A 19,873-nucleotide genomic window follows, 5' to 3' on the forward strand; every position below is an offset into this window, starting at 1 on the left:
CAATACCCTTAACTTAATTTTATTGTAAACTGTTCCATTTCATCCCCGGGACCGGTCCTGTTAAGTGTTTGCCGACGAATCCCATCTTCATCGCCGGATCGGGGTTGCAGGCGAATCGGGATGTATGGATCGCCATCTGGTTCAAGCATGATCGAGGGCTCACTTTCTTAATCCCATAGCGGTTACGGGGCCTTGCACCATCATTTGAAACAAAATCGACGCCAATTCCCGCGGGGTCTGCTTCATCCCGGCGTTTAACCAGTTCTGAATCACCCCCAGCAGCGCCGAAGACATATAAGCGATAAAGATGTCGGTCGGTACAGGGGACTCCCCTTTCGAAGTTTTGCTCAAAACGTTCTCCGTAATATTTTTCGCGATAATTTCTTTTATTTTCATTTGAAACGAAGGATCCCCCTTTGGACCCAGCATCGTCTTCATGAAATAGGCATTTTGTTGAAAGTAGCCAATGAGATTCGCAATAAACGGAAACGGCTCGTTCCCGGAAAAAAACTCCTTCAATTCATTGGAAGTCATCGCCTTGACCTGGCTTGTCGCCAGTTCCATTCTTGCGTATATTTCTTCTTCGCATTTCTCCAGCAAATCATATTTATCGCGGTAATGCAAATAGAACGTGCTGCGGTTAATATCCGCTTTTTCGGTTATATCTCTTACGGTCAAGGCTTCGAAGCCCATATCTTCGATTAACTCGGTAAAAGCCGCTACGATCGCTTTTTTGGTTTTGCTTATACGTCTATCGGGCTTTTGCTGCGGCAATTCGATCCCCTCCCAAAAAAATGATGCGCAAAACAACAGTTATCCGATTTGTGTCGACTATTCGTCACATCCTTCAGGATTGACGGTGGTATTTCTTTAGCCGCCAAATACAATATACACTGTGAAGGTTAATCGACACAAAGTATATATTTTCGCATGAATTGCGGTTATAGGAAACCGGGAGGGGAAACATGAATTTCATGAAAAACAAATTGCTGCTTTTAGCGCCGGTCATCGCTCTGGTCATTATTTTTATTTTTTCGCTTGCGCAAATCCCGTCGGCAAAACAATCGCCTAAAGGCTTGCCGATCGCGATCGTGAATGAAGACGGCGGAGTGGACATTCCCGGTCAAGGCAACCGGAATTTCGGACAACAGGTTGCGGATATGATCGCTAAAATGACCGCCCAAACGGCCGGCGATAAGGAACCCGCCGTAAAGTGGATTGCCGTTCCCGACGCCGAACGGGCGAAGGAAGGGATGAACCGGCAGGAGTATTACGGGGCGCTCGTTATTCCGGAGGACTACAGCCGGAAACAAGCGTCGCTTCACACGCCGGCCCCTTCGCCGCCCTCCATTGAAATCTATGTGAATCAAGGCATGAACGCAATGGCTTCGAATATCGTGACCCAGCTGCTGAACGGGATTGTCGACAACATGAATCACAACGTAAGCGCCGGGCTTGCGGAAGGAATAATAAAACAAGGCGGAACGCTGACGGCCGAGCAAGCGGCGGTTCTGGCATCGCCGATAACCAAAAACGTGCACGTCGTGAACCAAACCGGCACGTCGGCTAACGCCCCGGTCGCCATGTTTCAACCGCTTTGGATCGCCAGCCTTGCCGGGGCGGCGCTCATATGGCTTTCGCTGAAGCGCTCCGAGACTTCCGGCCGCAAGGGCAAGACGGCTGCCGTGTCCGCGCAGGTGCTGGCCGGAGCGATCGCGGCCGTCGCGATAGGGTTCGGACTGGCTTGGTTTGCGGACGGCATGCTTGGGTTCGATATTCCTCGATTTATCGATACGGCGCTTTTTTTAAGCGTCGCGAGCTTTAGCTTTCTTTTTATGATTTTAGCCGTGCTTTTATGGCTGGGGATGGCCGGAATTCCGATTTTTATTCTGCTGATGTTTTTTGGAGCGCCCCTATTGGCTCTCGCTCCGGAAGCGATGCCCGCCTTTTATCGGGATTGGGTGTTTCCTTGGCTGCCGATGCGCTTTATGACCGACGGGCTACGGGAGTTGTTATTCTTCGGCAAGGAATTCGAGTGGAGCCTGCCCGTGTCCGTATTGGTCTGGATCGGTTTGGGCAGCATCCTGGCCGCCTTGCTGTCGCCGCTTAAACCGGTCGCCCGAAAGGAAACGAAAGGCCGGGCGGCCGAAAGCGCCAGCTAAGCCAACAAATAAGCTCTCTAGGCCGGCCCGTCATCGGTTTGAAAACCGCGACGGACCGGCCTTTTCCCGTCTCGGGTCCGCCATCCCCCCCTCCTTCTAAACCTTGCATTTACAAGTTCTAGACAAACGCTTTACGCAAGGTTAACATGTAGGAATCGGCACTATGCTAAATCGGAGGTGCGGCACGATGCTGCAAACGAAGCTTAACGGGCCGAGGCGCATCCTGCGCCTGCTGCTCGCGGCGCTTACCCGGCTTAAAGGAGCGGATATTCTGCTCTTCTTGGCCGTCATGATGGTCAAGCTTTATTTATTCGACCGGTTTATTCACGTTCAATATATGGAGATGAACGGCACCGACGCGCTGGTTGCGCTCGGAACGCTCGCTTTGATCGCGTTCTGGACGTTGTGGCTGCCGGCCAGAGGACGGCTGATCGCGCTCATCGTTCTCGATCTTGCGATGACGCTCGTCGTTTACGCCGATTTAATCTATTACCGCTATTTTCAGGATTTCATTTCGATCCCGGTGCTGTTTCAGGCCGGCCAAGTCGAATCGCTTGGCGGGAGCATTTCAACGCTCATGATCGCCAAAGACTTGGTGCTGCTGGCCGACTGGCCGTTAATCGTGCCTTTCCTCGTCTATTTAATCTGGCTTGGCAAGCGGGATATGCCCGTGCCGAAGAGGCGTTCCGCGCCGCTTGTAGCAGCCGCCCGCATCGGGATGAGCGCCGTTCTGTTTGCGGCGGGTTATACGCTTGTGTTCGGCACGATTCACGACGCCAGAAGCACGTGGGCGAAAGGATTGTTCGAGCAAAGCTACTGGAACGTATCGCTGTACAACTTGACGGGCGTGCTTGGCTTTCACGGCTACGACGCCTACCGCTTCGCCAGGCAAAATTGGTTTGGCGCCGGAAGCGTAACGGCGGCCGAACGCTCGGAGGCGTTCGAATACGTCAAGCAGCGCGGCGAGGAGCGCCGCAGACTGGAACAAGACGGGCTGTTCGGAGCTTATAAAGGCAGCAACGTCATCGTCGTGCAAGCCGAAGCGTTCCAGAACTTCGTCGTCGGCCGGTCGATCGGCGGCCGGGAAGTGACGCCGAATTTCAACAAGCTGATGAAGGAAAGCGCCTATTTCAGCCAGTTTTATCATCAGACGGCCCAAGGCCGGACGTCCGACGCCGATTTCGCCGCCAATTGCTCGCTGCAGCCGGTGACGAACGGCTCCGTCTTCATTATGTACGCCCAGCATTCCTACGACTGTTCGCCGTCCGTCCTGAAGGATCACGGTTACTCGGCGGCCGCTTACCACGCCTACGACGGCGGCTTCTGGAACCGCAACGCCATGTATGCGAACATGGGCTACGATTCGTTTTACAGCAAGAAGAACTTTGTCGTGGACGAGCGGGTCGGCTGGTCCGTCGGCGACAAATCTTTTTTTAAGCAATCGGTGGAGCTTATGGCCAAGGAGGAGCGGCCCTTCTACTCCTTCCTGATCACGTTGTCGAGCCATCATCCGTATACGATGCCGGACAGCGAGAAGGCGCTCGACACGGGCGAGCTTGAAGGTACGATCATGGGCGATTATTTGCAGGCGATGCATTACGCGGATGCGGCGCTTGGGGTGCTGGTCGAGGAGTTAAAAGCGAAAGGGCTTTGGGACAACACGATCGTGGTCTTTTACGGCGATCACGACAATTCGATCAAGGAATGGGAGCTGTTCGAAACGTTTCTTGGCCGCAAGCTGAACCGTCTCGACCAGCAAATGATTTTGAAGCAGGTGCCGCTGCTCGTCCATCTGCCGGACGGCGCGCATGCCGGCGTATATTCGGGCGTCGGAGGCCAGCTGGACATTGCCCCGACGATTATGCATTTGCTGGGCATTTCCACCACGGATAAAGTGATGCTCGGCACCCCGCTGCTTACGGAACAGCCCGCGCAAGAGGGCAAGATTGTCGCACTGCGCAACGGCGCTTACACGGACGGGCATGTCTATTTCAATCCTTCGGGCGCAGGAGAAAGCGGAAACAGCTGCCTTGACATCGCAGCGTTGGGCTCCGCCGCCGACATGAATACCTGCCAAGCGCTTTCCGAACAAGTAAACGATGAGCTTTACGTATCGGACCTGATCGTCGTGAACGACCTGGTTCCCGCTTTGCGGAAGCTTTATGCGCAGGAAACCGGCAAAACCGTTGCCGCCGCGCCAACCGGCCATGATTAAAGCGCGGCCGTCGCCGCCAAAAAGAAGAAGCCTCCGGATCCGTCCGCTTTGCGGTTCGAACCGGAGGCTTATTTCATTGCCCTTTGCCATGCGTCTTCAGCCAATTCAAAATATCGTCGAACGTCTTGACGGGAACGATGTTGAGCGAGCTCCCCGCCCCTTGGCGGGCGTCCTCCGCTTCGCTTGCCGGAACGAAAAAAACGTCGGCGTCGGTTCGGCTTACCGCATACGCCTTCTGCGGCACGCCGCCGACCGGGCCTACGGAGCCGTCCGCTTCGATCGTGCCCGTCCCGGCTACGCGGATGCCGTTCGTGACGCCGCCCGGCGTCAGCTGGTCGAGCAGCGCAAGCGTCAGCATCGCCCCGTGGGAAGGACCGCCGATATGCGCGATATACCGCCGGTAATCGACGGCTATAGGCGTATCCGGCCGAATATCGTTTTGCACGGAAATGCCGAACACCGCCCGTCCAGGATCGTCGTCGGCCGCGCGCGTTCCGACCTGCATGCGGATCGTTTTGCCGCCGCGGTCAATCGTAACGGAGACCTCATCGCCGGGCCGCACGTTTGTCATCAAGCCGGTTAAGCCGTTGATGTCCGAGACGTCGCTTCCATTCACTTGCTTAAGGACGTCGCCCGCCTGCAGCAGCTTGTCCGCCGGCCCGCCGGCCACGATGGCCGCCACTTTTACGCCGTCGACGGCGACGCCTTTTCCGATGCCCGCCCGCTGCATCGCAATGGCCTCCGCAATCGCGTTGGCGTCCGTCTTCATCTCCAGCACCTGCGTATACTGCTCGGTTAAAGGAGGCTCGTCGGCGCTGATCCTCGTAAATTCGTAATGCGGCAGCAGCGCAGCGTACAGCCAATCGACGGGAAAAGCCGGCCGCTCGAACACGAGCACGCCGTTAATATCGCCGTGCGGTTTCCCCGTTTCGGCCTGCGCGTACCGGTTCATCTGCATCGTCAGCCCGGGATAAGTGACCCGGTACGGCGTCGGCCAAAAAAAGAAAGCAAGCAGCATGACGGTCGCGGCAAAAATAATAACCGTCCGCTTCGGTAAGCTCCGGCGGCTCAAGCCCGTAAAGGAGCGCGGAGCGGCGGATTCGGCCGCAGCCATATCGGCAAAAGCGACGAGCCATGCCGCCGCGATTAAACATCCGATTGGCAGAAGCCGTTCCGGCTCTGCGAACAGCAGCACGGCGGCAGCAGCGTTAAGCAGCAAGGACGCGGCGCTGACGAGTTTTCTCCAGAAGCTTTCGCCCGCCGCAAAACCGTATATCCCGCCCGTCAGCCAAAGCAGCGGAACAAGGGCGATGCCGTAAAACAGCACGTTGATCATATCGATCCACTCGGCCCCCCCGGAAAGCCGAATGGGATCGGGAATCCATATCAGCTCCGCGATAACGATCCACGCGAATGCGACGATGATGCCGGCCGTATAAAAAGCGCGGCTGCGGCTTATTGCGGTCATACGTCCGCCTCCTTGTATGTACGGTTATTAGCGCCGGATTTCCCGGGCAATTTACAAAATGAAGAAAAAGAGCTTAACGGCTAACGTCAAGCTCCAGGCACTATTTCTATTTTTTCACATAAGGCTTTATTTTTTCGACGGCTTCGTCTTCGCTGGCGGCTTTCACATAACGGCCATTAATATAAATGAATGCGTATTTTTTGCACGGGCCGCAATAGGACTTGCATCCGACCTTCACTTCCGCGTCGGGGGCAAGCCGCTTCAGCTTCGGAAGCAGCGTCTTCAGCTTGACGCTCTGGCATTTATCGCAAATGCGTATATCGTTAACGGCCATTAATGCTCATGCCTGCCGAAGGACGGATTGGTAATTTCAAAGCCTTCTTGCGGTACATAGAAATAGTCGATGCGTACGCCGTCCAGAAAGGCGTTCCCTTTCTCGAGGATGACGTCGATGTCTTTGTCCGTCGCTACGACGACGTCTTTATCCGTTGGCTCGTCCAACGCGAGGCCGTAATGCGCATGGTCGCCGTGCGCGTGCGTGACATAAACGCGGATTTTTTTGCCCGCATTTTCCTCTTTGTCGAGCTCGAGCTTTAATATTTTGGCGGCGTTGCGCGAAATTTTGCATTTCATTGTCATTTACAGCTCCTTCATACAGGTTCGTCCTGCCATATGTCAAGCGTGAATCGCATTACCTATTATACTTCTTCTCCATCCATCGGGCAAACCATTCCGCAGCCAGCATGGTAACGGCAATATCGTCGACCGGCAGAAAAGGAATCGCGTCCGGCATTACCCAATACAGCAGAACGGGGACCAGGAACAACAGCTTGTCCCTCCAGGCTACATTCCGGTTCGCAAGCAGCCGGTATACGCGTACAAACGTGTTTTTCCAATGCCGAAGAGAAAGCAGCTTGCGCATGTAAGTCCGCCTCCAGATCACAATGAGTATTTCGCTGCGTTCGGCTGCAGCGTTAGCGTCCATTATACCATGCCGCGGACGAGACTGCAGCCGGCCGGCGAGCGCCCAGCCCGTCATAAGGCCGGCGCCGGATCGTGAAGACGCAGCGCTTCCAGAAGCAAGGGCCGGACTTCCCCGTAAATGGCCGGAAAATCGGCATAAGGGAGCGGATTAACGCCTTCTCCCGCTTCAATCGTAAAGCCCGGCTTGCGGAAGCATTGAATGAACCAATCCTTAAAGCCGGCGTCGCTGCCCGACAGCTTAACCGGCTTATAGCCGCTTGCCCGGCCGAGTCGGTCCGCCAATCGCTCGGCATACGGAGGCTCGTAATCGCGGTAGTTCCAATAGATTTCTTTGCCTTGCGTATGAAGCGCGAGCACCGTATCGAACGGAAACCTCAGCGCCATGGCCGCTAGCGCCCGTGCTTCCGGCTCGCTTAGCGGATAGGGGCCCGGATAGTCGCGCGGCGACGGCCCTTTCGTTCCTCTGCGCCGAAGCTCCTCCTCCCAATGCGCGGGGAATTGATCGTTTAAATCGACGCCGCGAATATTCGCCTTCCATTGGTCGAACGCTTCGTTTCCTCCGTTCCATTCCAGCAGCTTGCTCCGATACGGATTGTCCTTCGAGACGCCGTATAACGACAGCTCCACCCCGTCGGGATTCACCATCGGCACCGCCCATAACGTCACTTCCCGGTACAAGCGGGCTTCCGGCGCCCCCGTGAGGCAAGCGGCTCCCCATTCGTCCAGAAACCGCATGAGCAAAGCGGACGTCATCCATTCGTTGGCATGAAAGGAAGCGTTCATATGAACAAGGCGCGGCCCGCTGCCGCACCTTATGGCAACGATCGGCCTGCCGAGCACGCTGCGGCCGATCGTATGCCCCGACATGAAACGGTATTTGCGAAGCAGCCATCCATAGTCTTGCACAAGCTGGGCATAACCATAACCCGAAATGCGCTCCATAAAAGTCCCTCCCGTCTGCACAAGCAGCTTCATCACCTTTATGTTTATGTGCATTCGGGATGAGATAACCCTCTATGCGGAAACGAAACCCCCGGCATCAACTGCCGGGGGTTTCGCATTCGTTTATCCGATTTGCGGCACTTGCCAAACGACCGGCGTCAATTCAATCTGCTCGCCGAGCCATTGAAGCGTAATTTGCTTGAATATAGCCGGATCTCCGCTGCAAAAAAATTGATGCACCGGAAGCTGATCGCCTCTCGCCAGCTTGCGCTGATCATGCAAAATCGTGCTGATGTCGCGTGCGGTTTCTTCCGCCGAACTGATTAACTCGACATGGTCGCCCATCACTTCCGCAATCGTGTCCGACAAGAACGGGTAATGCGTACATCCGAGAATAAGACAATCCATCGGAGCTTTGCGCAAACGGCCAAGCGACGAAAGTACCGTTTCGTACGTTTCGTTCGAACGGAAGTTGCCCCGTTCCACAAGCGGAACGAATGCCGGGCATGCCTCGCTGATCACATGGACATGGGGCGACAATTCCTTTAGCGCATGCTCATACGCGCCGCTGTTAATGGTGCCCTGGGTTCCGATCACGCCGATGACTCCTGTCTTGGTACGTTTAATCGCCGCCCGGGCGCCCGGGTTAATGACGCCGATCACGGGAACGTTCACCCGGGAGCGAATGTCCTCCAGCGCAACGGCGGTGGCCGTATTGCAAGCAATAACAATCATTTTGGGTCTGAACTGAAGCAAATAATCTACGATTTCACGCGTGAAATGGAGCACTTCCCGGGAAGGCCTTGGGCCGTATGGCGTGCGGGCCGTATCTCCGAAATAAATCACTTTCTCGCGCGGCAGTTGGCGCATCATTTCCTTCACGACGGTAAGCCCGCCTACGCCCGAATCCAATACTGCAATGGGTTGCTGCACAAACACACCGCTTTCCTCTATACATAGTTGTCACGTGCTAAATTTAAAAATAGCATATGATGTCGAAAACAAAAAGGTACCTTCTATATTAGCTTACTCCCGGACAACCTTCAAGAAAAGGGGGGTGGCTTCCCGGCCGTTGGCCGGATTATTGCAGCACGATTTTCCAAGCGGTGCCAATCGGCGGCAAGCTTTTCTTCAATACCGGGCCGTAGAAGGCCAGCACGTTCGCCCCTTCCTTCAGCGAAGCGGCTTCGACGGCTTCGCCGTCTTTATCGATCAATACCGTATCGTCTTGAACGTGCACCACAACCTCGGCAGGAGCCGTTTCCGTCATCCCCGTGCCGGAGACAAGCAGCGAAATACGGCCGTCGTCGTCCGTGCGAACTTCTTTGACGACGCCTTCGGTGCCGGTCGATTCCGCTACCGCGGCTTTTCCCGTTACCGTAATGCTCGACGCATACGTTTGCGGCGGCAAGCTAAGCGCCATTGTCGCATTATGGACAGCTTGTATCGACATGCCGAGACTAAGCTCTTCGGCTTTCATCGCCGTTCCGTCCGCCGCCGCAATCGCCGTCGAATCGTCGATATTCAAGATGATGCCGTTCATGCCGGCTCCGTTCGCCTGGACGGAGACCACTTTGCCGTCCACCGCGCGAATGCCCGTAATCGTTCCCGTCATTTGCAGCTCCTCCAGTTCGGCGGCCGGCTGGTCTTCAACCGGTTGTGCCGGCGAGATGACAACGGATGCGCCTTCCGTTACGACGGCTGCGCGAAGCACTTCGCTTACGAACGAAGCAGGCACGTACAGCTTGCCCTTGTTCAGCTCGGGCGCCGCGCCAAGCGATATGTACATCCGGTTTACCGTATATTGGTCGACGCCCGTTTGCACCTGCGTCCAGACGTTGCCTTTGCTCAATTCGACAATACCGTTTTTGTTCCATTTTACGCTATAGCCCAATGCTTCCGCCGCCTCGCGCAGCGGGATCATGACAAAGCCGTTTTTGGCATAGGTTTCTCCCTTCAGCTTCGTTCCCTCTGCCGTAATCTCCTTGGAAGCCGACGAAGTTGCTTGGACTTGCCCCGAGGCAGCGGATTCGGATTGCGCCGCCGCATAGGCCGCTCCCGTTCCCGCGATTGCCGTCGCAATAACGACCGCCGCTGCTTGTTTGCCTAATCGTCTCATCATGAATCAACATCCTTTACGTAATGTCAGATCTGGTCTGCACATTATGAAACGCTTTCCATCGCCATAATGTTGCAACCTTGTCCGAAAGGCGGCTGCCGCCGTCCTCGCGAAGCTAAACAAAAAACCTTCGGCCAGCTCGTGCAGCGCTGCCGAAGGTTTTCCGTCAATCTCAAGAAGGCTCCGTATGCCGTAACGAAAATCCGAATCGCGATCGACGGTCGCAACGGCCGCCGAATAACGGCCGTACCTGCTCGATTGAAGCGGATCCGCGTTTTTCTTAGAAACGCAACGTGTCATCGTTTTCCTTGTCGCCGTCGAACGTTTCCTCAAGCTCCTTGGCACGGGCTTCATGGCTGCTGACCTCCGCCAACTCTTCCGGCTCGGCTCCGCCTGTGCGCCAAGATTTGACGGTATCCGCCAAGCCGATTCCCGCTTGTTTCGCTTTGCCCGCAAAATCGGCCGCCTGCCCGCCGATTTGCTTCGCAACCCGGCTTGTCGTTTCCCCAACCTGATTGACCGCATTAAGCGTCATGCTGCCGACCTTCTGAGCTCCTTCGGAAATGTCGCCGCGAAGCTCTTTGCCCGATTTGGGCGCCAGCAGCAATGCCGCCACGGAGCCGACGATTCCTCCCGCTATCGTTCCCCACAGAAAACCTTTCGTTTGTTTAGCCATCCTTATTCGCTCCTTTCGGACTTATGGTGCCCTTTATCCATGTGCCCCCATTCGGACGAGGCGGGACTTTCTTTGCGCCGGGACTGCCATAGCTGCCATGCCGTTAGCCCAAGCTCCATCCACTCGTAAGCTTCGCCGATTCGCCGGTTCGCGGCGGCGCGCTCGATATGCTCGGCGGCCTGACTGGATAGAACCGACGATACGCGGTGCACGGCCGAAGCGGATTTTTCGATCGCGCCCCCGATATGAGAAGCCGACTCAAACAAACGGTTCATCGATTGCAGCTGCTTTTGCGCCGTGCGGACCGTTTGCTCCGCGGTGCGAATCGCTTGCTCGGCAGGCGGTACGAGCCGCTTGTATTCCTGCGCCAGCTGCTCGATTTCCCGCTGCATGCTTTCCGCGGAAGCCTGCAGCGCTGCCGCTCTCGCCGTCATCCGGCGCAATGCGATCAGCGTTCCGGCCGCAAGCGCTACGAATGCCGCCGCAGCGGCCGCGGCAATCCATTCTATGGCCGACATGGCTTCGCCTCCCTGCTGTCCTTGAATAGAGACGGGACAAATGCCCATTTCGTATTCCCATTATAAGCAGGTTGGGCTTGTCTTGACACAAAAGAATGGCGGAAAACGAAAAACGGCACCGTCCTTATCTTATAGACAAGAACGATGCCGCCGGCATAGTGGCGATCTCAACCAGACGATTAACCAGGGGATGATTCAACCCGGCTGACGGTTTACAACTCCCGCTTCAAATAATCTTCGACCGAAGCTTTAAAGCCGCTCAATATACGCGGAAGCGCAGGCGTAAGAGGATGAAGCTCGTCCCGCCGCATCGCGTAATACTCCTGCACAAGCGGCTTTCGCAGCTTTACGAGCTCGCCAAGCGGCTCCCTCAGCTCTGCGGGAAACACTTCGGCCTCCGCGATAATATCGATAATATCTTCGTAGCTGCTTGCATCACGCAATATAAAACCGTCGATCAGAAAGCTTCCCACGTCGGTGACTATTTCGATCGCGAGATGGATGGCCCTCTCCTGGGCCAATCCTTCGATCAACGTACCCGACCAGCCCGCCGCGAGCGCTTCGAGCGCTTCGTTAATGACCGGTATCGTCTGAAGCCTGCTTGCGATCTGCTCCTGATTCACATAATACATAATTCTGTCGCCCGCTTTCTAACCTTGCTTCTTCTTCGCGGCTTTGCGCCTCAGCCAAGCCAGCATAATAATTGCGCTTACAATAATGACTAGCAGATAAGTCAATATTTCATAAACGTCGCCCATAGCCGATACGCTTTCTCCTTAGCTTTCAAAGTCTACGCTTACCGATGACTCCCGCACTTCGTTCATGTGAGCGATCACCTTCTGATGCTCCGGATGAACCTGGTATTTCTCCAAATCTTCAAGCGAATCGAATTTCGTAATGAGACCGATGTCGTAAGAACGCGCCGAGTGAAGCACGTCGGCCCCTACTTCGATCGACTTCAGCACGTCGATCTTGCCTTCCATATTGCGGAGCACCTGCATGGTCCGTTCCACATTATCCGCGCTTGCGTCCTTCAATTTAAACAAAACGATATGCGTAATCATTTCTTTCCCTCCCTCGAAAGCATGACAAATATCCTTCTGTCACATAATAACCTAAGCAGTCTCATTACGGCAATGTCGGCGGAAAGGATTGATGCTTTTATGCGCTATCCGATAACGATTGCGACAGCGATTATCGGACTTGCGGTCTGCCTCTTCAACTATACCGGCTACGATCCGCACAATATGGTGTTCTTCATGCTCAGCGTACCGGCATGGTTTGTCGATCTGTTCGTAGACGTACACGAAGTGAGCATATTTCCGATGTACGTGCTTACCGTCATCAGCTGGGCCTTGATCGGATTTATCGCCGATACCCTCATTCAATGGGGGCGCGGAAGGCGGCACGCTTAATGCACATTCGGCGCCCGCAGCAATAAAGGAGCCGTTATGGGCTCCTTTATCTTGTCTATGCGGCTTCGACGACAAGCTTTGCTTTCATGTCGGCATGGCCAATTCCGCACGCGACGGAACAATGAATTTCATATTCGCCGGGTTCCGTAAATTCGATGTCCTGCTCCAGATGATCGCCTTGCAGGTTTACGTTCAGCCCTTTAATTTCAGCACCATGAATCCCGCTTTTGTTATGCAGCTTCAGTCGAACCTTGTCTCCTACTTTAACCGTGTATACTTCCTGGTCAAACACGAAATCGTTGGATGCCTCGATCTTCAGGAGCGTCATGCCTTCCGGAAGCGCAGCGCTTTCATCAACGGGCTTTTCGGGCAATCCGAACGTCAGCAAATATACCCCAAGTAATGAGGCGGCGATGAATAGGACAAACATGATCCATTTCTGCATTGCAATATGCTCCCCTTTACGGCGATAATGTCTATTTTCTATATTAATAAGATAGGCGTAACTTCTCAACCTTAAACTGTTTATTGTGGAAACTTTTTTTATATTTATGGCAATTCCATGAACAAATCGGCAATCATTCAGGGAATTACTCGGACGTATAACGCCTTAGGACCCGCTCCGATTCGGCTTTGACAAAACCCCACAGCATAAAAAACTGATGATGGTAGCCTCTGCATACATACCGGGCCCTCAGCCCGTCGCTTTCTTGCAGCTGCTCGTATACTTTAATGCCGCCTTTGCGAAATTGCTGGCGTATTGCCGCAAGATCGAGCAGAACCCGATCCTGCACGCCCCGGAGCATCGATTCGTACAGACGCGGCAGCTTGATCGGCGTACGGCCGATCGCTTTAATGTCATGGTCCAGTATCCGCATGACGATCCCAAGCAGCAAATAACGCTTCACAAGCTCCAGTTCTTCTTCCGTCTGAATCGGCGGATGAGCGTCGGTCGTCTCGCACGCCGTGCGGTCTCCGTCTTTCGTTGAAAAAGCCATTCGCCATTCCCCCTAATCCGTTAAGAACATATGTTCCTATTATACCCGCGAAGGGCTTGTCTATGCAAGCGGGAGGCTGAACCGGCCCGCCTTTCCCGATGCACGGCTTTTTCGGGATTCGGACCGGAACCTGCGGCTATTTCGTTTTTTCCTTTAACACCTCGATAATTTTGCGAAGCTGCGGCGGCAGCGGGAGTCCCAGCCTCCCGTAGTTTTCGATAATGGAGATCAGCTCGTTGGTGATGTAAAAGTAAGTAGCCGCCCCCATCGCCATATTGTTTATTTGAAGCAGCACGTCTACGCGGTGGGCCAACAAAATAACGAGCAAAATAAGACCTTTCCGCGCGAGCCCCCAGAAACCTACGCCGCTGTTCAAGCCTTTTCCTTCCCGCAGCGCCGCGGCAATGCCCGTGATGTAATCGACGCCCATGGCGCATAAAAGAAACGTCAACGCTTCCGTCCACATGCCGAACGAAAAAGTGACGACAGCTCCGAGCAGACCAGAGACCGAACAAACCATTACTAGCGGCATCTGTACACCTCACTTCCTAGCCGTAATCCATTGTATGCAATTCGGCTTGAGGTTGTCCGTAACAAGATGCGCGGCACGCTGCCCGTTTCCGGTTAACGCCAAAAAAACAGCCGGCAAACGGGAGCGAACCCGTTTGCCGGCTGTTTTCGCCGTAACAGTTTAATTGTGCCTTATAGATCGGCTACGCAAAGCGGAATTCCGGCCTCGCGGATGCGGGCCGCCTCGCATTCGCCTAGGGCGCCGTCGGTATTGATTTCGTCGAACGCGTCGAGCCCGGCGAAGATGGCCAGCGATGTATAGCCGAATTTGCTGGAATCGGCGAGAAGCACGTTTTTGCCGCCGGCCTTCATCGCAACCTGTTTCGCCCCGACGATGACCGGCGACCATGCCATCGCCCCTTTGGCCAGCGACACCCCTTCGCACGACATAAACGTAATGTCGGCCGTCACGCCCGCCAGCATCTTCTCCGCATACAGGCCGTCCAGGCTGTTCGCCCATTTGCTCAGGCGGCCGCCGGTGCAATACACGTCAAAGGTCGGAAACCGCCGCTCGTCGGCGAGCAGGCGGGCGATGTTCAGGTCCCGCGTTATAATTTTCAAATTGCGGAAGGGCTCCAGTTGACAAGCCAATGCGGTCATGGTCGAGCCGGCATCCAGAATGAGGCTCATGCCGTCCCGGATGCGCTTGGCCGCTTCTTTGGCGACGGCAAGCTTAAGCTCCCGGTTTTGCCGGGAGCGGTGCTCGTAGCTCGCGCCCGCGAAGCTTCTGATCCGGACGGCCCCGCCGTGGGAACGCCTGATTTTGCCTTCGGTTTGCAAAATGTCGAGATCCCGCCGGATCGTCATCTGGGACACGTTGAACCGTTCGGCCAGCTCGACGATCGTCGCCTGGTTTTGCAGCTCCATGATTTTCATAATTTCGTGCCGGCGCGTCCCGATCAGCACGGCGCTCGCTCCTTTCCTTCCCGCCGTCCGGCGGTTCGGACCCAATGGATTTATAACCCGGCCGAATGCGCCGGAGGACGGCTATAATCCGTAACGGCGATAGGCGGTCCATTGCTCCCCAAGCTCGGGGACTTCCCATCCCGCTTCCGGGGGAGCGAACTTGAGCCACCTGCCGGCCCGGTATATCCAGCGGCGGTCCGGCAGCTTCGTAAACAGCTCATCCGGCGTGACGGCGTCGAGCAGCACCAGATCGGCTGCGTTGCCCGCCGCGATGCCGTAGCCGCGCAGTCCCATGATGGAGGCGGGAATTTCCGTCGCCATGCGGAGCAAGAGGCGCAGATCGGAAGGGGCGCCCATATGCGCGCCGTAAGCCGTAATGAGAGCGATCTGAAGCATGTCTCCCCGGCCGAACGGATGAAAAGGATCGTGCACGTTGTCGGAAGCCGTCGCGATCGGAATGCCCGCGGCGGCCAGCTCCTTCACCCGCGTTACGCCCCGCCGGACCGCCGCGCTATCGCCCCGGCCCTGCAGGTACAGGTTGGCCGCCGGAAGCGTGACCGCGCTTAGCTTCGCTTCCGCCATGCGGGCGATGACGGAAGCGGCTTCCGCCGGCGGCATGGACGCAAGCGAGCACAGATGGTCGACCGTCACGCGGCCGCCGTAGCCGGAAGCGGTCGTTTTGTCCGCGATGTAAAGCACGGTCTTCATTTCGGGATCGTCCGTTTCGTCGGTGTGCAGGTCGATCGGGCGGTCGAATTTTTCGGCCAGGCTAAAGATCAAGTCGATGTTCCGCTCCGGCTCGTCGGCTATATGCGGCGCCCCGCCGACGCCCGTTACGCCCATCCGAAGCGCCTCCTCGAACAATTCGACGTCCGAAGCCGTGCTCGAACGGTACGAGAACATCGGAAAAATTTGCAGCTCCAAGTAAGGCGCAAGCCGCTCCTTCGCCTCAAGCGCCGCTTCGACGGACTGAAGCGCCACCCTTCGTCCGGCCGCCGCATGGAAGTCGAGATGCGTCCGAATCGCCGACGTTCCGTAAGATACGGCCTGCAATGCCGTCTTCATGATTCGGGACAATATCTCTTCTTTGGAAAAGGTCCCGGCGCTGGCCGCATAGTTCGCGATCGCTTCGCCAAGCGTTCCGGAGACGTTGCCGACTTTGGGCAAGGAGAACGCTTTATCCAAATGCATGTGAACGTCCGCAAACCCCGGCAAAGCGACCTTGCCCTCCGCGTCTAGGCATTCCGCCCGGACCGCGCCTTCGGCGTCAAACGGCGCATACGGCTCCGAACGCTCCAAATAACCGTCCTGCGCGGCGACTTCCGTCCACCTCCCGCCTTCGGCGCGCAATGTATAATAAAGCCGCTCGTCGGCAAGAGGAAGACGAACGTTTACGATCGTAAGCCGGCTGTTGCCCATACGCCTATCACCCTTTCGATCTGACATGCAAGCAGTAATGACCTTCCAGTCCTTGCCAAGCAAAACTATCCTTTAACCGCCGGGTTGGCCAACATGCGCAGTCCGCCGCCGATTCGGCAGCCGACCGTGTCGCCGTCGCGCAGCACGACCGCTCCCGGCGTCCCGGTCAGAATAACGTCGCCGGGCAGCAGCGTCATCACCCGCGAATGAAACGCGACGATATACGCCGGCCGGTAGCGCATATTGGACACCGTGTCGGCGCAGCTCAGCTCTCCGTTATGCCATGTTTCGACCCTGATCTCCGACGCGTCGCCGGCCTCGTCTGTCGTCAGCAGCTCCGAACCGAAGCTGAAGAACGTGTCGAAGCTTTTGGCTCTGGTCAGAAAACGCTGATTTTTCGCATGGATGTCGGCGGCGGTCACGTCGATCGAAGCCGCATAGCCCGCGATGCATCCGAGCGCCTCGTCCTCTCCGACGTTCCGGCATGCCTTGCCGATCACGATGGCAAGCTCCGCTTCCGCCGTCACCTGCTTCGATTGCGGCGGCAGCACGATGTCGTCGCCGGGCCCGATGAGCGCCGTATCGGGCTTCATGAAGCCGACCGGCTCCGAATCCTCGGGCATGGCCGCAAGCTCTGCGGGATCCTTCGCGTAATTCATGCCGATGCCCCATATTTTGCGCGGATGCCGGTAAAGGGGGGCCGCTTTCGCGTCCGCCTCGGGCACGCCCCCAAGCTGTTCCGCGATGCGGTTCCCGCCGCCGTTGTACCACCCGGTCAGCTCGTCCAGCCGTCCGCTTGCGATAAGCGCAAACATGTCCGTGCTCCAATCGGTCCCTTGGGCACGGTTGATCGCCGCTACCGGCACATAGCCTCCGGACGCCGCTACGGCCGCTTGTTCCTTCCCTTCGAAGACTATCGTCGCCAGCCTCATCCCTTTAGACCGCCTTTCTATTTGTTGTGCTTCACGAATTCGTCGATTTCGAAACGGCTCAGCTCTGCGAACGCCTTCGCCAGAATGTCCGTCACCCGTTCTTGAATGATCTTTCCTTTCTCCGCGGTTGCGGCCGTCGCGTCGCCGAGAATGCCGCTGGCCGAAACGTCGTTCATTTTCCAGGCGAAGCGGATTTTGCTCTCCAGCGTCAAATAGTCGAACCGTTCCATCCCCGGCATCTCCTTGACGCGGTATTCCTCCTGCACCCAATCCGGCTTCAGATGCATGACGACCGACGTTTCGTAGTCGCCGCCATGGATGCCGAACTCCAGCTCCTCCGCCGGCATCAGGTCCGAAGCGACGTTCAAGCTCGAGGGCGCCAAATAAAAGACCATCATCCCCGACGAAATCCGGATTTCGCGCGCGATCACGTTGAGCAGGTCCATATTGCCGCCGTGCGTGTTGAACAGCAGCAGACGGCGGAAGCCGCTGGCCTTCAAGCTGCTTGCGATATCCGTCACCAGTCCGGCCAGCGTCGAAGCCGACAGCGATATCGTGCCCGGGATGCCGATATGCTCGTTGCTTTTGCCGTAAGAGATCGGCGGGAGCACCCAGATTTGCTCGTCCGGCCCGACCTTTTCCATCGCTTCGGTCAACGTCGCTTCGCCGATCAGCGCGTCCGTCATGACCGGCATATGGTCGCCGTGCTGCTCGACGGCTCCGATGCTCAAGATGACAAGCGCGTTCTCCTTCGGAAGCTCGGCCACCTGCTTTCTAGTCAAACGGGGAAGAAATTTTTCTTCCCAAGCTTTTCCTTCATATCTTGTAAACATGATGGCACTCCTCCTGACGGAACTTTAGTTCCGGTTCTGTAATAAAGCTTCCGCATGCTGTCCGGCCCAGCTTTCCACGAAGCGGAGCAGCTTCGAATCCTGGCCCGCGCCCGCGATAACGGATAAGCCGACCGGCGCTCCTTCCGACACGGCGGCCGGAATGCTGATTTGCGGCAGCCCCGACAAACCGGCGATGCACGACAGCTTCATCGTGCGGGAACGCCGCTCTTCGTTTTCTGTGCCGCTGATGTCGCGGCGCGGCGGAGAGCCCGGAATCGTCGGCAGCACCATCAGCCCGTCCTCGCCGAGCAGCTCCCGCAGCCTGGCGCGGATATCCCGCCACAGCCGCAGCTCCCCTTCCGACTCGCCGCGCTTCAGCGTGCGGGTCCAATCGAACCGGTCCGCGATGCTCGGCTCGAACACGGGGCTTTCCTTCGTAATCCAATCGCCGTGGTTTTCCCATATTTCAATGCCTTGAATAATCCGAAAAACGCGCATCCACTCGTCCAGCCCTTCCGGCGCGATCGAAACTTCGCTTGTTTCGGGCAGACGCTCCGACAGATGAGGGAGAAACGGCTTCAGCTTATCCGCGCAAGCGGGCTCCGCCATCGCCCATGCCTCCGCGGGCAGCAGCAGCCTCCGAAACGAGGCGTCATGCCGCTCCTCCTCCCGCTCCAGCAGCGCCTCCCCTACGCGCCTAAGCGTCGCGGCGTCGCCCGCCATCCAGCCGACGGTGTCGAAGCTTGGCGCAAGCGGAATCAAGCCGTCCGCCGAGACGGCCCCGTGCGTCGGACGCATGCCGTAAATGCCGCAGTAGGCGGACGGGACGCGGACGGAGCCTCCGGTGTCCGTTCCGATCGCGAAATCGGCAAGCCCTGCCGCGACGGCAACCGCCGAGCCGCTTGAAGAGCCGCCGGGCAGCCGGTCCGGCGCTTTCGGATTGATCGGCGTCCCGTAATGATAATTTTGTCCGTTCAAGCTGTACATCAGCTCGTCGGTATGCGTCATCCCGCGAAGCCTGGCGCCTTCGGCCAGCAGCTTGTTCACGACGGCGGCGTTCCTCTCCGACGGCCCGTGCGTCCGCAGCCAGTCCGGATTGCCGGCTCCGGAGACGTGGCCTTTGACCGCGAATACGTCCTTCAGTCCAAACGACAGCCCGTTCAGAACCCCGTCGCCCGTGGCTTCCAATTGTATATCTTCACGAAAAAAAGCATTCCACGAGTCGTTCATTGCGAAAAATCCTCCCATTCGGCCGCATCCGGCCTTCGCTTTGGATTGGGCTGCCGCCTAAGACAACGCCGCTCTCAATACCGCCAAATCCTCTTCGTCCAAGCTTGCCTTCGGCCCGGACTTGATCAGGTCGGAAAATTTCTCGTCCGGAATCATCGTCGTCAGCGTATAAAGGCGTTCGTTGCCGGTATTGATAATATCGTGATGATTGCCCGGCGGAACGATAACGAACGAGCCTTGCTTCAGCGGCGTCTCGAAGTCGCCGACCTTGGCGAGTCCGGTTCCTTTCAGCACGTAAAAATATTCGGATGCCTCCTTATGCTCGTTGGAAGGCGTCCGGCCGCCGACGTCGAAAATTTCGACGAACGACGTAAACGGCACCTCCGTGCGGTCGCACAGCAGAACGAACTTGTTCGTGTCCTTCGCCGAAATTTTATAAACCGGGCAATCCTCGAAATTGCCGTATTTCAAGCCTGGAATATTCAT

24 protein-coding genes are annotated in these 19,873 nt (G+C 56.6%); 3 read left to right on the plus strand and 21 right to left on the minus strand.

The genetic code is table 11. The features are described 5' to 3' along the window. Positions 1–159: 159 nt before the first annotated feature. Entirely contained in the window at positions 160–774 is a 615-nt protein-coding gene (locus ACFSW5_RS16010) for a TetR/AcrR family transcriptional regulator (RefSeq protein WP_379275008.1), read from the minus strand. Positions 775–965: 191 nt separating this feature from the next. On the opposite strand from ACFSW5_RS16010, the gene ACFSW5_RS16015 reads away from it, so the two are divergent. Next, positions 966–2,162, plus strand: coding sequence for a YhgE/Pip domain-containing protein (locus ACFSW5_RS16015; RefSeq protein ID WP_379275010.1), 1,197 nt, complete (start codon positions 966–968; stop codon positions 2,160–2,162). 187 nt (positions 2,163–2,349) lie between these two features. Beyond that, complete coding sequence (locus ACFSW5_RS16020; protein WP_379275013.1) at positions 2,350–4,377, plus strand: LTA synthase family protein; 2,028 nt, start codon at positions 2,350–2,352, stop codon at positions 4,375–4,377. Positions 4,378–4,450: 73 nt separating this feature from the next. On the opposite strand, the gene ACFSW5_RS16025 is transcribed toward ACFSW5_RS16020, so the two are convergent. The 11 genes from ACFSW5_RS16025 to ACFSW5_RS16075 all read right to left on the minus strand — a co-directional run bounded on the left by ACFSW5_RS16025 (position 4,451) and on the right by ACFSW5_RS16075 (position 12,148). Then, positions 4,451–5,845, minus strand: a complete 1,395-nt coding sequence (locus ACFSW5_RS16025) for a PDZ domain-containing protein (RefSeq protein WP_379275016.1) — start codon at positions 5,843–5,845, stop codon at positions 4,451–4,453. 106 nt (positions 5,846–5,951) lie between these two features. After that, positions 5,952–6,179: a DUF1450 domain-containing protein gene (locus ACFSW5_RS16030; RefSeq protein ID WP_379275018.1), complete on the minus strand. Its 228-nt coding sequence runs from the start codon at positions 6,177–6,179 to the stop codon at positions 5,952–5,954. Next, on the minus strand, positions 6,179–6,478 hold the full coding sequence (locus ACFSW5_RS16035; protein ID WP_379275020.1) for an iron-sulfur cluster assembly accessory protein: 300 nt from the start codon (positions 6,476–6,478) through the stop codon (positions 6,179–6,181). The genes ACFSW5_RS16030 and ACFSW5_RS16035 overlap by 1 nt, the downstream gene beginning before the upstream one ends. Positions 6,479–6,536: 58 nt before the next feature. Continuing rightward, complete coding sequence (locus ACFSW5_RS16040; RefSeq protein ID WP_379275193.1) at positions 6,537–6,767, minus strand: hypothetical protein; 231 nt, start codon at positions 6,765–6,767, stop codon at positions 6,537–6,539. A 113-nt stretch (positions 6,768–6,880) separates the two neighbouring features. Continuing rightward, on the minus strand, positions 6,881–7,771 hold the full coding sequence (locus ACFSW5_RS16045) for a M14 family metallopeptidase (protein ID WP_379275023.1): 891 nt from the start codon (positions 7,769–7,771) through the stop codon (positions 6,881–6,883). Between the two features lie 123 nt (positions 7,772–7,894). Further along, complete coding sequence (gene racE / locus ACFSW5_RS16050; protein WP_379275025.1) at positions 7,895–8,704, minus strand: glutamate racemase; 810 nt, start codon at positions 8,702–8,704, stop codon at positions 7,895–7,897. A gap of 148 nt (positions 8,705–8,852) precedes the next feature. Continuing rightward, the gene (locus ACFSW5_RS16055; protein ID WP_379275027.1) at positions 8,853–9,893 is read right to left on the minus strand and encodes a copper amine oxidase N-terminal domain-containing protein; all 1,041 of its coding nucleotides are present in this window, start codon (positions 9,891–9,893) and stop codon (positions 8,853–8,855) included. Positions 9,894–10,170: 277 nt separating this feature from the next. Continuing rightward, positions 10,171–10,566, minus strand: coding sequence for a YtxH domain-containing protein (locus tag ACFSW5_RS16060; RefSeq protein WP_379275029.1), 396 nt, complete (start codon positions 10,564–10,566; stop codon positions 10,171–10,173). Positions 10,567–10,568: 2 nt separating this feature from the next. Beyond that, positions 10,569–11,084, minus strand: coding sequence for a hypothetical protein (locus ACFSW5_RS16065; RefSeq protein WP_379275031.1), 516 nt, complete (start codon positions 11,082–11,084; stop codon positions 10,569–10,571). A gap of 212 nt (positions 11,085–11,296) precedes the next feature. After that, complete coding sequence (locus ACFSW5_RS16070) at positions 11,297–11,716, minus strand: DUF86 domain-containing protein (protein WP_379275033.1); 420 nt, start codon at positions 11,714–11,716, stop codon at positions 11,297–11,299. A gap of 144 nt (positions 11,717–11,860) precedes the next feature. After that, the gene (locus ACFSW5_RS16075; protein WP_379275036.1) at positions 11,861–12,148 is read right to left on the minus strand and encodes a Dabb family protein; all 288 of its coding nucleotides are present in this window, start codon (positions 12,146–12,148) and stop codon (positions 11,861–11,863) included. A gap of 99 nt (positions 12,149–12,247) precedes the next feature. Here ACFSW5_RS16075 and ACFSW5_RS16080 point away from each other — a divergent pair, with 99 nt between their 5' ends. After that, entirely contained in the window at positions 12,248–12,499 is a 252-nt protein-coding gene (locus ACFSW5_RS16080; RefSeq protein WP_379275038.1) for a hypothetical protein, read from the plus strand. 55 nt (positions 12,500–12,554) lie between these two features. Here ACFSW5_RS16080 and ACFSW5_RS16085 read toward each other — a convergent pair whose 3' ends face one another. From ACFSW5_RS16085 to ACFSW5_RS16125, 9 genes are all read right to left on the minus strand, one after another. Continuing rightward, positions 12,555–12,944, minus strand: a complete 390-nt coding sequence (locus tag ACFSW5_RS16085) for a cytochrome C oxidase subunit II (protein ID WP_379275041.1) — start codon at positions 12,942–12,944, stop codon at positions 12,555–12,557. 145 nt (positions 12,945–13,089) lie between these two features. Continuing rightward, positions 13,090–13,497: a hypothetical protein gene (locus ACFSW5_RS16090; protein WP_379275043.1), complete on the minus strand. Its 408-nt coding sequence runs from the start codon at positions 13,495–13,497 to the stop codon at positions 13,090–13,092. 136 nt (positions 13,498–13,633) lie between these two features. Continuing rightward, positions 13,634–14,029, minus strand: coding sequence for a phage holin family protein (locus tag ACFSW5_RS16095; RefSeq protein ID WP_379275045.1), 396 nt, complete (start codon positions 14,027–14,029; stop codon positions 13,634–13,636). A gap of 170 nt (positions 14,030–14,199) precedes the next feature. Further along, a complete protein-coding gene (locus ACFSW5_RS16100; RefSeq protein ID WP_379275047.1) occupies positions 14,200–14,973 on the minus strand; it encodes a DeoR/GlpR family DNA-binding transcription regulator in 774 nt (257 codons plus the stop codon). 81 nt (positions 14,974–15,054) lie between these two features. Further along, entirely contained in the window at positions 15,055–16,392 is a 1,338-nt protein-coding gene (locus ACFSW5_RS16105; protein WP_379275049.1) for an amidohydrolase family protein, read from the minus strand. Positions 16,393–16,457: 65 nt separating this feature from the next. Further along, positions 16,458–17,324 (minus strand): fumarylacetoacetate hydrolase family protein, encoded by an 867-nt coding sequence (locus tag ACFSW5_RS16110; RefSeq protein WP_379275052.1) that lies wholly within the window; start codon positions 17,322–17,324, stop codon positions 16,458–16,460. A gap of 17 nt (positions 17,325–17,341) precedes the next feature. Continuing rightward, positions 17,342–18,157 carry a creatininase family protein gene (locus tag ACFSW5_RS16115; RefSeq protein WP_379275054.1) on the minus strand — a complete coding sequence of 272 codons (816 nt, stop codon included), beginning with the start codon at positions 18,155–18,157 and terminating at the stop codon, positions 17,342–17,344. A 24-nt stretch (positions 18,158–18,181) separates the two neighbouring features. Further along, entirely contained in the window at positions 18,182–19,387 is a 1,206-nt protein-coding gene (locus ACFSW5_RS16120) for an amidase (protein WP_379275057.1), read from the minus strand. A gap of 57 nt (positions 19,388–19,444) precedes the next feature. Continuing rightward, positions 19,445–19,873 carry a cupin domain-containing protein gene (locus tag ACFSW5_RS16125; RefSeq protein ID WP_379275059.1) on the minus strand — a complete coding sequence of 143 codons (429 nt, stop codon included), beginning with the start codon at positions 19,871–19,873 and terminating at the stop codon, positions 19,445–19,447.

Source organism: Paenibacillus thailandensis, from assembly GCF_042685365.1.
Lineage (GTDB): Bacteria > Bacillota > Bacilli > Paenibacillales > Paenibacillaceae > Paenibacillus_AP > Paenibacillus_AP thailandensis.